The organism is Stagnihabitans sp., from assembly GCF_964946895.1.
Genome location: NZ_CBBQHX010000029.1, coordinates 1 through 11,919, shown reverse-complemented (window position 1 = coordinate 11,919; position 11,919 = coordinate 1). Strand labels below are relative to the sequence as shown.

Sequence of the window (11,919 nt, the reverse complement as noted above, 5' to 3'; positions counted from 1 at the left end):
CAATGCGTAAACGGGCCCGCCCTTCTAGCGCGCCCGTCCCAGAAACGAAAGTCAGATCAAAGGGATCAGTTGCCGGTTTGACCCGTGGTCGTGCTGGAACCTGAACCACCCAGAACACCGGCGACCACCGCAGCGGTCACGCCACCAACGGTAAGCCACAGGATCGGCGGGGCCTGATTCACAAGCGTAACCTTCGGGCCGGTCTTGTTATATTTCAGGGTCGCTTCTTGCACGCCACCGGCAAACCCGGCGGATGCGACCAAAGCCATGGCAACAGCCAACGAAAGAATCTTGTTCATGGAAACCTCCAAACAGACGACATTGATACTTTGTTAGCACGAATCGACCGGCGAGGTAAGACTAAAGTATCTTCGTTAGTCTATAACGCGCTGCAACTGCATCGATGCCACTTGAACCGATACGAATTGGACAGACTGCCTCAATTTTCCGCTGCCGTCGAACCAATAGACATTGTCGAATTTGCTGTCTGGATTGGAACAGGATTCCGTAACACGTCGCGTCGTGTAGGTGCGATCGAGGACCGTGACCGTCTCGGCACCGGAGGGCGCAAAATCACAATCGAAATCAAGGCGTTGTGTCTGATCGGCGCCGTCAAGATAGTAGTAGACCCGGTGGAAGAAACCGCTTCCGGCGCTGACCTGCCCCAGTGTTGGTGCAACGGCCGACATGATGTCAGCCCCGAAGCCGCGCGTTGCGACCAGAATGCCATCGTTGAGGGAAACAGATTCGTAGGTATTGCTGGCCCAAGTCTGGATGGGTCCGTTGGAACCGTAAGGCGCCATGAAATTAGTGTAGCGCATTTTATCTATTTTGACGCCGTAGACCGGCTGGCCGGCCTGGGCCAGACCCGCGCGAATGGTGGCAGGATCAGGCGGCGGCGCTGCCTGATGGCCAAACGCCAGAAGATGCACGGCATAGTTCTTCAGCACGGCAGCATTGTCGCGGTTCTCGGTCGCCTGTGGATCGTTGCCGCAGGCGGACAACAGGGCAAGGCACAGCGCAGGGCCAGTCAGGGCGCGGAGGTTCAGTTTCATTTCCACACCCGCCCCCACTGAGCATCAAGCCGTGTCTGATCATAGCTGCGCAAGACGTCATACAGGCGATCGTTCACGTCCAGCCGCGCGCCACCGTCGCGTCCGATCGGGCGAATCATGACCTGTTTGACCGTGCGCGTCGGCTTGCCCGTCAGCCAGCTGAGCGGGATTTCCAGCGTGATGCCCTTGTCAAACGAGCCCTCGCCAAAGGTTTTGGCCGAGACGTTGGTCTTGGTGGCAAAGGCACCGATCCGCCAGCCATTCGCAAACTCGCGCGAGATGGCCAGCGTGGCGCCAATGTCACCCGCCAGATAGCGGCCCATGTCGATTTCCACATGGTAACCGTTGCCGAAATCATAATAGCCCGACACATGGCCGGTCGCGACCTTGTAGTTGTATTGGCTGAACCCAAGGCCGCCGTTGGTATCACGCTGCGCGACATAGTTGGCCTCGGCCCCCAAAGCCCAGCGCTGCGCCACCGGACGCCACAGGATTTCCGTCGAAATGCCACCAAACATCTGTTCCAGATAGCCAACGGTGACACGGCCGAACACGTTGGGTGCGATGCGGGTGTACCAGGCGGCGGTCAGGGTTTCGAGGTCAGGGTTAGCCTTGGTGTCATACGCGGTCGCATCACTGCGGACATGGTGCATCACGCAATTGGTGCATTTGCGGTCCTTGATGTCGCTGAACAGAACCTGCGTCACTGAACCTGACAGGATCAGCCCGGGCGCAAGTTCGTATTGCGCCGCGAACCGAAGACCCACACCCACTTGCAACGGATTGGCCGGGTTGAACATGACGGTGCGGCTGAACGGCAGGATGGACCAGTCGAAATGCGGATACAGCGTCGGATTCCGCTCGGTTCCCGGCAGGGGCTGACCGGCCTCCACAATATCGGAGCGGATGCGCAGGGCGTGGCCGGCGTCTTGCGCGAACTCAAGGTTCTCCATGTCGGTGCGGCGGATCACAACCTTGGAGCCGGCAATACCGTGATCAACCGGAACGATCTCGAACAACTCCACCGAGTTCGGCAAAGACTGCGTCATGGCGCGCGCCACCCGGCCAACGGCTTGCGCGGCGGCATCGTAGGTCTTGCTGCGGAAGCGCACCTGCGCCTTGGTCCCGGTTACACCGAGCGATTCGACCACGATGCCGGTGCCTTCAAGGTTGCTGGTCAGGTTGTTGAGCAGAACATCCTTGATGCCGTCCAGCGAGGTCCAGTCGGTGGTCCAGTCCGCCGGGTTGGAGCTTCGCGACGGGCGAACCAGAACCGGCTCTGGCCCGCGGCCACCAATCCCGGCGCCGGGGCGCTGATCAGGGTTGATGAAGATGGTCATGTTGAGACCAAGTTCACTGCCGTACATATAGTAGGCGCCCAGCCGCAGGGTGGGATTTGGCTGATACTCCAGCCCGAAGTTCAGCGGGCTGTTGCGCACGAAGGTGCCGCGGCGCTTGGTTTCTTCGGTATAGGCGTCTGACGAATACTCGGCCTTGAAGGTCAGCTTGTCGTTGATCTGGTATTCGACACCGCCGAACGGTGCAGCGTCGCCGCGGAACCATTGCTTGAAGTTGAAATTCCCGCCCTTGCCGATGTCGATCTTCGGGCGCTTGCCGAAGGGTTGACCAATGGCGCCATAGCTGCCCAGACGACCAAAGCCGATCCCGGCGGTGACCTTCAGGCGCGGGCCGAAATTCTTGGTGGCGGCGATGTATTCCGCCGCAGAGAGGCCGGTTCCGATGAAGTCCTGCAAACCGATCGACACGGCGGGCAGATAGACGCCTTCGGTCAGGATCTGATAGCTGAGGTCGAAGTTGCGGTCGTAATAGGTGTTGAACCCATCACACAGCGGATGCGGGCCGGGACCGGTGCAGACCTTGGCATCCCAACTGTGGATCCCGGTATAGCGGAAGGTGCCCGAAAACCGCGGCGTCAACTGGAAGCGCAACGAGTTGCGCAGGATCGGCCCGAAATGGGAATGATCCAAGGCCAGATAGCCATCCGGCAATTGCTCTCCCGAGGGCATGTCGATCAGACCCGCCTGACCTGACAAGTTCACGGTCGTCCGCATTTCAGCCTGGGTCGGAAGCGCCAAGGCGAGGACTGCAAATCCAACCAAGGCCCGCGAGATGATCAACCGGAGAGATTTTTTCACAGGAGCCAGCCTTTCGATTGAGATGCCATCTTAGGATGCCGCCCAAAGATGGCACAACCCGAAATATCCTATCGTTAGCGATCTGCGGCGGCGCAGCAACGCTCCGCCCTCACGTCAGCCTTTCAGGGCGGTTTCCGTCGCGAATCCAGGAGCGGTCTGGCCGACGGCTGCACCAAAACCCTCGACATAGGCAGCGGCGACGGCGCGGGCGGCTTGCGCATCTCCGGTCGCCATGGCGTTGCGCAGCGCTTGCAGCGCCTTTGCCATATCCAGTTCAGACAGGCTGCCTTCATGCGCCCGCAGGATCTTGGCATGCGGCGTGGTAAGGAGGCCGGCGCCGATCAACAGCTCTTCATGCATCTTCTCGCCGGGGCGCAGGCCGATCATCTGGATCTCGATATCGCCATCGGGTCGGGTTTCATCGCGCACCGTGTAGCCCGAGGCCTGGATCATCTGCTCGGCCAGGTCGCGGATGCGCATGGGCTTTCCCATGTCGAGCACAAAGACATCCCCGCCGGTGTCAGGGCCCGAGCAGGAGAAACTTCCGGCCAGCAAGACAAGATGCGCCGCCTCAGAGATGGTCATGAAATAGCGGGTCACATCTTCATGGGTCAGGGTGACCGGACCGCCGCGCCGGATCTGATCCTTGAACAGCGGAACGACAGAACCGGACGATCCCAGCACATTGCCGAACCGCACCATGGAAAACATCGTCTTGCTGGAGCGTTTGGCCAGATCCTGGACCACCATCTCGGCCAGACGTTTGGAGGCGCCCATCATGTTGGTGGGGCGCACGGCCTTGTCGGTCGAAATCAGGATGAAGCGTTGCACCCCGGCCTCTTCGGCAGCATCGGCAAGGGTGCGCGTGCCCAAGACGTTGTTGACCATGCCGGCGACCGGATTGGCCTCGACCAGCGGGACGTGCTTGTAGGCGGCGGCATGCACGACCACTTCGATCCCGTGGTCAGCCATGGCCGAGCGTGTCGCACGCGAATCGGTCACCGACCCAAGAACGGCAATAATTTCAGTCTTGCCGATGTCAGGCCGGGCGCGCAGCTCCCGGTCAATTTCGTAGAGGGCAAGCTCGCTCACCTCGAACAGGACGAGTTTGCGGGGTGTGAAGGTCAGCAGCTGGCGGCAAAGCTCTGACCCGATCGAGCCGCCTGCCCCCGTGACAAGGATGGCGCGGCCGGAATAGGCGGCGACCCCATCCGTCACCTCTTGTTCAACCATCTCGCGGCCAAGGAATTTGTTGGCAGAGACCGGGGCAAGATTCTTGACCAAAGCCTCAGCCCCGACGAGTTGGGCGAAAGAGGGCAGGGCCAGAACATCAACGCCGAGATCCTGCAGCCGCCGGGCAATCTGGTTCTGCTTTGGTGCCGAGACGGAGGGCATCGCCAGCAGAACACGGTCAATTTCCTTGTCGCGCACGATCTGTTCGATCTTCTCTGGCGACATGACGCGCAGCCCCGCCACGGTCATGGATTGCAACCCGACGTCGTCGTCAATGAAGGCAACGACCATGATTGATTCATGCGATTTCAGCGCCGCCGCCAACTGGGTTCCTGTCGTTCCGGCGCCATAGATCAGCACACGCCAGCGGCGGTGCCCCCAGCGCAAAACGAGAAGGTAAAGGTTGAGCATGGCAAGGCGGATGCCCACCGAGCCGAGGAAGAACAAAAGGCCGAACAGGCTGATGCCGACCGCCGGAAAGTTCAGGTCAAAGGCGCGGCACATGGCCCAGAGCGCTGCGACCAGCAGGGCGGAAAAGCAGGCCGTCCGCAACACGGCGAGGGATTCGTAGGCCTTCAACCGGATATTGGGAATGCCCAGCATCAAGGAAAACAAAGCCGCGATCAGCGGGATCACGGCAAAGGCGGCTGCCATCTGGCGCAGCATGACGAATGGCAAGAAGGAAGAACTGAGCAACATCACCGATGCCAGAAGCGCAAGGGGTGCAATGGCAACATCAATCAGCAGAAACACGAATCGTTTGTGGACGCGGTTCAGCCGGTCAACCAGAGCAAAAAGGCGGATGCGCAGTGATGTCATGAGTCCGAAATAGACCTTCTATTCATTGACAAGTCATTGCCAAACAAGTGGTTCAGGGCTTTTGCATCCGGTTTGTCACAATGGTCAGGGTACGGCTGCGAAGCGGCCCATTCAAGTCAAACGCAATAAACCTCGGATCGATTTTTGTTCAATTGGATTTATTTATAGCACGTTTGACGGTCAATGCCATCAGACCTAGGTCGGAAAGCAGCGTCCGCCGGCGCTGGTAAATCAGGTCGATCCGCGCCTTTCGGGGTACACAGCGCCGGGAATAGACCGCATCCGTCTCTTCCGGTGTGTGACAGGCCGCCAACAAACGTTCTTCATGGCGATGAAAAGTCAAAGTTGCCAACCCGGTTATGCCCGGCCTGCTGCGCAGCACCTGAGCGTAGATTTCGGGGTACCGCTCGACATAAAGACGCAAGGGCGGGCGCGGGCCGACAAAACTCATGTCCCCCTTCAGGACGTTCCAGAGTTGCGGCACTTCGTCCAGTCGGGTGCGGCGCAGGAAAGCGCCGGTGGCCGTGATGCGCGAGCGCTTGTCACCGCCCGAGACGCCCTGTTCAGGTGCCACGACGGTCATGGTCCGCAGCTTCCACAGCAGGAACGGACGATCCGGTGCCCGCATGCGTTCCGAAACGTAGAATACGGGGCGCCCCTCGCGCAGCCAGAGCCACAGAACGACGAGCGTGAAGGGCACGGCAAGAAGTGCCGCCACCCCAAGCGCCACCACGATGTCGAACAGGCGTTTCGACAGGGTCACGGCCAGCTTCCCTTCAAGCTATTGAGATCTGAAACTATTCCTTCGGCGGTTGCCTTTGGCAGGGAGATGATGGCGTTCAGCCTGGCTACCGAGAGCGCCACCTTGGCCACCGCAGCCGCGCGGGGCGGGCCAAACTGCCAGGACGCGCCGAACGCTGTAAGCAAATCGGCCATCTGCAGCGCCGGTTCCTGGGCAAGGTTGATCACGCCGGGCAAGGCGTTACCCGCCGCAGCCATCGCAATCAAGCGCTCCAGCGCGGCGGCGAGTGCGCGGGGGCCGATGCAGGATCGCACCGGCCCGCCGGGCTGACCGTCGATCGGATCCAGCGCCACGGGCCCGCGTGCGGCACCAGACAGCAAGCTGTCTGCCCCCGCCAGATTTGCCAACCGCAGGATGGTCAAGGTGGAAGCCGGGATTTGGGCGCTCATCACCTGTTCAGCGGCCAGCTTTGCATGGCCATAGTCGTTGATCGGATCGGGCGTTCGGATTTCCTCCAAAAGAGCCGAATCCGGTCGGTACACTGCAGCGGAAGACATGAAGAAGATATGTCGCGCCGCAACTTGCTGCGCTGCGGCGCACAAAAGAGCGGCAGAGCGGCGGTTTTCCGCCAGTGCGGCCACATCGCCTCGGGTTTGGCCTGCCAAATGCACAAAGATCGCCCCCGATGGCAGCGCAGGAACGCCGTCCTTGCCAATATCCCATGCAATATCAATGCCTTCAGCAGGCTTTCGTGCCAGCCATAAAATAGGGCAGCCGGCCACTTTGCCCCCCCAAACGGCCCGCAGGGCGCGACCGACGCGGCCCCCAGACCCGGTCACGATGACACTGCAGTGGCTCATTTCAGGGTTAATCACAGGTTTATCCACAAGGCATTGAAGGAGCCTAGCCCAATCCGGTTGACCCGCCAAGACGCGCGAGTATGTACTGACTGTTAGCAGAATCCAGCCCTTGCGGGCCGGATGCAGGAGTCCCGCATGTCTGTCTTTATTCGGTCCGCTGGTCCAGTTCTTGTTCTGATGTCGTTGATTACGCCCTTGGCTTCGTGTTCTCCGCCGCAAGGAGCCGCTGATGTGGCGCAAGTGGTTGCCGGGGTAAACAAACCTGACGCGAATTTCGCGGTCGAGATGGTGACACGCGATACGCCAGAGGTGGTCGCAGAATGGCCCAACAGCCACCCGCGACAGGACCTTGGCTGGATCCCGCACCAACGCACGTCTGCTGATCCGCTGATCCAGCCCGGCGACAAGCTGAGCCTGGCGGTTTGGGACAACGACGACACATCGTTGCTCAGCTCGCCGGCGCAGAAGGTGATCCAGCTGCCCGACCTGCGTGTGTCCAGCGCCGGCACCGTGTTTCTGCCCTATGTCGATGAAGTCTACGTCGCCAAGATGACGCCCGACGAGGCGCGCAAGGCGATCCAGAGCAAACTTCTGTCGATCATCCCCTCGGCACAGGTTCAATTGAACTATGCCTCGGGCACGCAGAATTCTGTCGTTGTGGTGGCGGGCGTGTCGGCTCCCGGAAACGTGTCGCTGGCGGACCAAAGCACAACGGTGACCAGCGTGCTGGCGCAGACCGGTGGCGTGCCGGGCGCCATGTCAAATCCGCAGGTCAATCTGCAGCGCAACGGCAGGCTTTACCGGATTTCGGCGGATACCCTGCTGCAGCATCCGGAACTCGACACCACATTGCGCGGCGGGGACAAGGTTTTCATCACACCGGATGACCGCTATTTCATGTCCTTGGGCGAGGCCGGGAAACAAGCCGTCATCAATTTCACCCGCGATGACATCACAGCGCTTGAGGCCATGTCACAGATCGGCGGTCTGGCGGGCGGCACGGCAGACCCCAAGGGCATTCTGATCCTGCGCAACTATCCGGCCTCGGCCGTGCGCAGCGATACCCAGAAGGGTCCGCCGAAGCAGCGGATGATCTTTTCGTTCAACCTGACCTCTGCTGACGGTCTGTTCAGCGCCGGTGAATTCAAGATTGAAGACCGCGACCTGATCCTTGTCACGCAAAGCCCGCTGGTCAACACACGGACCATCCTAAGCTTCGTGAGTGGCTTCATCAGCACTGGCCGGACGGTCTACAACTCCACCAACTGAGCGTTACTCTGCATCCTCCAGCCGGATGCGGAGTTCGCGCAGGACCGGAAGCACGGCACGGACCCGGTCCGCACCGATGGCTTTCACGATGTCAGCGATCAGCGGTGCCACGGATTGCACGGCTGCATCCCGCGCGGCGCGACCTGCCGGGCTGATGGCGACGAACTTCTGGCGCGCGTCGTCCCAATCGGGGCGGATGTGGATATGCCCGGCCCATTCCAGCTTGGACAGCGTGTTGGTCATCGCCCCCCGGGTCAGGTGAAAGGCCTTGGCCAACTGGGCGGGGGTGCGCTCCTCCTGCAGGCGGGCCAGGTGGTTGAGGACAGAGAAGTGCGACAATTCCATCCCTTTGGGCAAGACCTTGGAGATGCGGTTGCGCGCCAACTGGTCGGCAATCAGCAACTCGCCGAACAGCGAGACGGCAAGGTCTTCGTTTCGTTCGCTCATGGTCCTTCGAAGTCCCGATCGTGGGTCAACGAAGGCACGCGGGCGCGGGCAGCGTCGACGCGCGACAGGTCGAGGTCGACGAGCGTGACGCCCGGTTCGCTGCCACCGTCAGCCAGAACCTCGCCCCAGGGGGCAATGGCAAAGCTGTGGCCGTGGGTGCGGCGGCCCTTACCGTTGGTTTCGGTGTGGAAGCCCGTTTGGGCAGGGGCAAGCACGAAGCAACCATTTTCAATCGCGCGGGCGCGCAGCAGGGTTTCCCAATGCGCGGCGCCGGTGATGTGGTTGAAGGCGGCGGGAACGGTCAGGATCTGCGCGCCACCTTTGGCAAGGCGGCGATAAAGCTGCGGGAAGCGGACGTCATAGCAGACGCTCATGCCGATCTTGGCGAAGGGCGTTTCGGCAACGACAGCCTTGGTGCCGGGACGGAACCCAGCGGATTCGCGATAAACCTCGGCTTCAGACACATTCACGTCGAACATGTGGATCTTGTCGTAGCTGGCCGCGATCTGGCCCTGCGGGTTGATCAGGAAGGACCGGTTGGCAAAACGGCCATCGTCGTCATGCGTCAACAGGGCAAGCGAGCCGATCAGCAGCCAAATGCCCAACCGGGCCGCCTCGTTCTGCAGGGCGGCGAGGGTTTCATCCAGCGCCTCATGCCGCAGCAGCGATTTCTGCACGGCGCGGTTGGACCACAGGCCGTTGGTGCATTCCGGCGTCAGAACGAAGCCCGCGCCCTCGGCCTGCGCCTGGCGAACGAAGGCCAGAGTGGACGCAAGATTGTGCGCCAGATCATCGCTGACGTTCAGTTGGACGAGGGCCGCGCGCATGGGGTCAAGCCAGCAGCGGGTCAAGCGCCCCGGCATGATCCAACGCGTGGATGTCATCACAGCCGCCAACATGCTGGCCGCCGATAAAGATTTGCGGCACGGTCCGGCTGCCATTGGCGCGCTTGACCATCATATCGCGCAAAGCAGGGTCGCGGCCGACGTCAATCTCGGTGAAGGCCACGCCTTTCTTGGTCAGCAACCGCTTGGCTGCGACGCAGTAGGGGCAGGTTTGGGTGGTATAGATTTCAACGGGTTTCATGAGCGTAATCCTTGGGCCTGTGGCGACTATACTGACTTAAGCATCCTTCGCAACGCGCGCCATGACCAGAACGGAAACCCCGATTGCGCCAGCGGCAACGCAGGCCTCGGCCCCCGCCGCCAGAGTGGCGCCAGAGGTCATCACGTCATCCACCAAAAGGACATGTCGTCCCTCGACCCGCTTGGCGTGGCGTGGATGCAGGGTCAGCGCGGATGACATGTTTGCAAAGCGGCCATCCCGGGTCAGCCCATCCTGCGATCCGGTGGAGCGGCGGCGTTGCAGAAGGTCGGGGCAGTGTTCCAGCTTGGTCAGCTTGGCAATGCGCGACGACAAAAGCGCTGCCTGATTGTAGCGCCGCTTGACCAGGCGCAGCCAATGCAGCGGGATCGGGGCCACCAGCATGCCGGGCACCAGCATCGGAGTGGCGGCCTTGACCATCCACTCGGCAGCCGGGCGGGCAAGGTCCAGCCTGTCACCGTGCTTCAAGGCAAGGACCAGTTTGCGGCCATTGTCCTTGTACAGCATTGCCGCCCTTCCCGCCGACCAGGGCCGGGCAAGGGTCAGACAATCATCACAAAGGGCTGTTGCGTCATCCTCCCCCGGCAGGGAGACGCCGCAGTGCTGGCAGACGAGACCATGGATGAAGGGGGTCTGTTTCCAGCAGTCACCGCACAGGCCGAAATCGCTGGTCACCCGCGCCCCGCAGGTCAGGCATTGTGGCGGGTAGATCAGGTGCAGCAAGGCTTGCAATCCCATCCGTCTCTCCTTAGGTCCGCGCCATGCAGACACCGCCCCTTCTGACCGACCGCAGCCGCCTTCAGCGCAACCGCGCCCGCGCCACCGCCCTGTTTCTGCAGGAGATGGCCGTGGCCGAGGTGCAGGATCGCCTCAGCGAGGTTAACAGAACCTTTACAGCGCCCTTGGTAGTGACAGGTTTTCCGCAATTGTGGCCGGATATGCCGGTGATCGAGGACGACGAGGTGCTGCTGGCAGAGGCGCAGGGTCACGATCTTGTGATCAACGCCCTGACGCTTCATTGGGCAAATGACCCGGTTGGCCAGCTTGTACAGTGCCGTCGGGCGCTGAAACCGGACGGATGGTTCATGGGGCTGATGTTCGGCGGCCAAACGCTGCAGGAGTTGCGGGCCTGTCTGGCGCAGGCGGAGGCCGAAGTGACCGGCGGGCTGTCACCAAGGGTGCTGCCGATGGCAGAGATTCGCGACCTGGGCGGGTTGCTGCAACGGGCGGGGTTTGCGCTGCCGGTGGCGGACAGTTTCTCGACGCAGGTGCGGTATCGCGATGCGTTTCATCTGATGCGCGACCTGCGCGCCATGGGGGAGGGCAATGCCCTGGCGCAACGGCTGCGCAAGCCGACACGGCGGGCGGTGTTTACCCGTGCGGCGGAATTGTATCAGCAGACCTACGGTGGCCCTGATGGCCTGATTCCGGCGACCTTCGAGATGATCGTGCTGACCGGTTGGGCCCCGCACGAGAGCCAGCCGAAACCACTTCGGCCCGGTTCTGCAGCAACACGCCTGTCGGATGCGCTTGGTGCAGCGGAACTGAAGCTGCCGCGCGATCCGGGGCTTTGACGCGGGCGCTTTTGCCGCTATCTGAGGCGCAACACCCAAGGAGCCATTTATGTTTGACGTGACCTCAGGATCTGGCCGCTTGGCCCATGCTCCGGCCAACCATCCTGCCGTGAAGCCTGCAAAGGTCGGTGTCCTGCTGGCCAATCTGGGCACGCCGGATGGCTATGACTATTGGTCGATGCGGCGCTATCTGAACGAGTTCCTGTCGGACAAGCGCGTCGTCGATTTGCCAGACTGGAAATGGCAGCCGATCTTGCAGGGCATCATCCTGACCTTTCGACCCTCTAAATCCGGGGCGAACTACAAGTCGATCTGGAACGAGGAACTGAACGAAAGCCCGCTGTTGACGATCACCAAGCAGCAGACCGCCGCGATCCGCGACAGCCTTGAGACGTTGTATGGCGACAAGGTCGTTGTCGATTTCTGCATGCGCTATGGCAACCCGTCCACCGCGTCCAAGGTGCGGGCGATGGTAGAGGCGGGGTGCGAGAAGATCCTGTTCTTCCCGCTGTATCCGCATTACGCGGGCGCCACCTCTGCCACGGCGAACGATGCTTTCTTTCGGGCGCTGGCGACGGAAAAGCGCCAGCCCGCGGCCCGGACGGTGGCGGAATACTTTGAACATCCGATGTATATCAAGGCTTTGGCCCATTCGGTGAC

General features: G+C 61.3%; 13 protein-coding genes. 3 read left to right on the top strand and 10 right to left on the bottom strand.

What is annotated here, in order from left to right:
* Positions 1-65 precede the first annotated feature (65 nt).
* From AC1Y2B_RS16705 to AC1Y2B_RS16680, 6 genes are all read right to left on the bottom strand, one after another.
* Positions 66-299, bottom strand: coding sequence for a hypothetical protein (locus AC1Y2B_RS16705; RefSeq protein WP_482254247.1), 234 nt, complete (start codon positions 297-299; stop codon positions 66-68).
* Positions 300-374: 75 nt separating this feature from the next.
* Entirely contained in the window at positions 375-1,055 is a 681-nt protein-coding gene (locus tag AC1Y2B_RS16700; RefSeq protein ID WP_482254246.1) for a YjbF family lipoprotein, read from the bottom strand.
* Positions 1,052-3,211: a YjbH domain-containing protein gene (locus AC1Y2B_RS16695; protein WP_482254245.1), complete on the bottom strand. Its 2,160-nt coding sequence runs from the start codon at positions 3,209-3,211 to the stop codon at positions 1,052-1,054. Before AC1Y2B_RS16695 ends, AC1Y2B_RS16700 begins: the two co-directional genes overlap by 4 nt.
* A 114-nt stretch (positions 3,212-3,325) precedes the next feature.
* A complete protein-coding gene (locus tag AC1Y2B_RS16690) occupies positions 3,326-5,254 on the bottom strand; it encodes a polysaccharide biosynthesis protein (protein WP_482254290.1) in 1,929 nt (642 codons plus the stop codon).
* A 157-nt stretch (positions 5,255-5,411) separates the two neighbouring features.
* Positions 5,412-6,026 (bottom strand): sugar transferase, encoded by a 615-nt coding sequence (locus AC1Y2B_RS16685; RefSeq protein WP_482254244.1) that lies wholly within the window; start codon positions 6,024-6,026, stop codon positions 5,412-5,414.
* Positions 6,023-7,105, bottom strand: coding sequence for an NAD-dependent epimerase/dehydratase family protein (locus AC1Y2B_RS16680; protein WP_482254243.1), 1,083 nt, complete (start codon positions 7,103-7,105; stop codon positions 6,023-6,025). Before AC1Y2B_RS16680 ends, AC1Y2B_RS16685 begins: the two co-directional genes overlap by 4 nt.
* Here AC1Y2B_RS16680 and AC1Y2B_RS16675 point away from each other — a divergent pair.
* Entirely contained in the window at positions 7,097-8,134 is a 1,038-nt protein-coding gene (locus AC1Y2B_RS16675) for a polysaccharide biosynthesis/export family protein (RefSeq protein WP_482254242.1), read from the top strand. The genes AC1Y2B_RS16680 and AC1Y2B_RS16675 overlap by 9 nt on opposite strands.
* 3 nt (positions 8,135-8,137) lie before the next feature.
* On the opposite strand, the gene AC1Y2B_RS16670 is transcribed toward AC1Y2B_RS16675, so the two are convergent.
* The 4 genes from AC1Y2B_RS16670 to AC1Y2B_RS16655 are packed head-to-tail and all read right to left on the bottom strand — an operon-like array spanning position 8,138 to position 10,423.
* Positions 8,138-8,581 (bottom strand): MarR family winged helix-turn-helix transcriptional regulator, encoded by a 444-nt coding sequence (locus AC1Y2B_RS16670; RefSeq protein WP_482254241.1) that lies wholly within the window; start codon positions 8,579-8,581, stop codon positions 8,138-8,140.
* Entirely contained in the window at positions 8,578-9,408 is an 831-nt protein-coding gene (locus AC1Y2B_RS16665) for a carbon-nitrogen hydrolase family protein (RefSeq protein ID WP_482254289.1), read from the bottom strand. The genes AC1Y2B_RS16670 and AC1Y2B_RS16665 overlap by 4 nt, the downstream gene beginning before the upstream one ends.
* 4 nt (positions 9,409-9,412) lie before the next feature.
* Positions 9,413-9,667 (bottom strand): glutaredoxin 3, encoded by a 255-nt coding sequence (gene grxC / locus AC1Y2B_RS16660; protein WP_482254240.1) that lies wholly within the window; start codon positions 9,665-9,667, stop codon positions 9,413-9,415.
* Positions 9,668-9,703: 36 nt separating this feature from the next.
* Entirely contained in the window at positions 9,704-10,423 is a 720-nt protein-coding gene (locus AC1Y2B_RS16655; protein WP_482254239.1) for a ComF family protein, read from the bottom strand.
* A gap of 23 nt (positions 10,424-10,446) precedes the next feature.
* Here AC1Y2B_RS16655 and AC1Y2B_RS16650 point away from each other — a divergent pair, with 23 nt between their 5' ends.
* Both AC1Y2B_RS16650 and hemH read left to right on the top strand, forming a co-directional pair.
* On the top strand, positions 10,447-11,259 hold the full coding sequence (locus tag AC1Y2B_RS16650; RefSeq protein WP_482254238.1) for a methyltransferase domain-containing protein: 813 nt from the start codon (positions 10,447-10,449) through the stop codon (positions 11,257-11,259).
* Between the two features lie 49 nt (positions 11,260-11,308).
* Positions 11,309-11,919 (top strand): ferrochelatase (hemH, locus tag AC1Y2B_RS16645; RefSeq protein ID WP_482254237.1); only part of this gene is annotated, 611 nt, incomplete at its 3' end.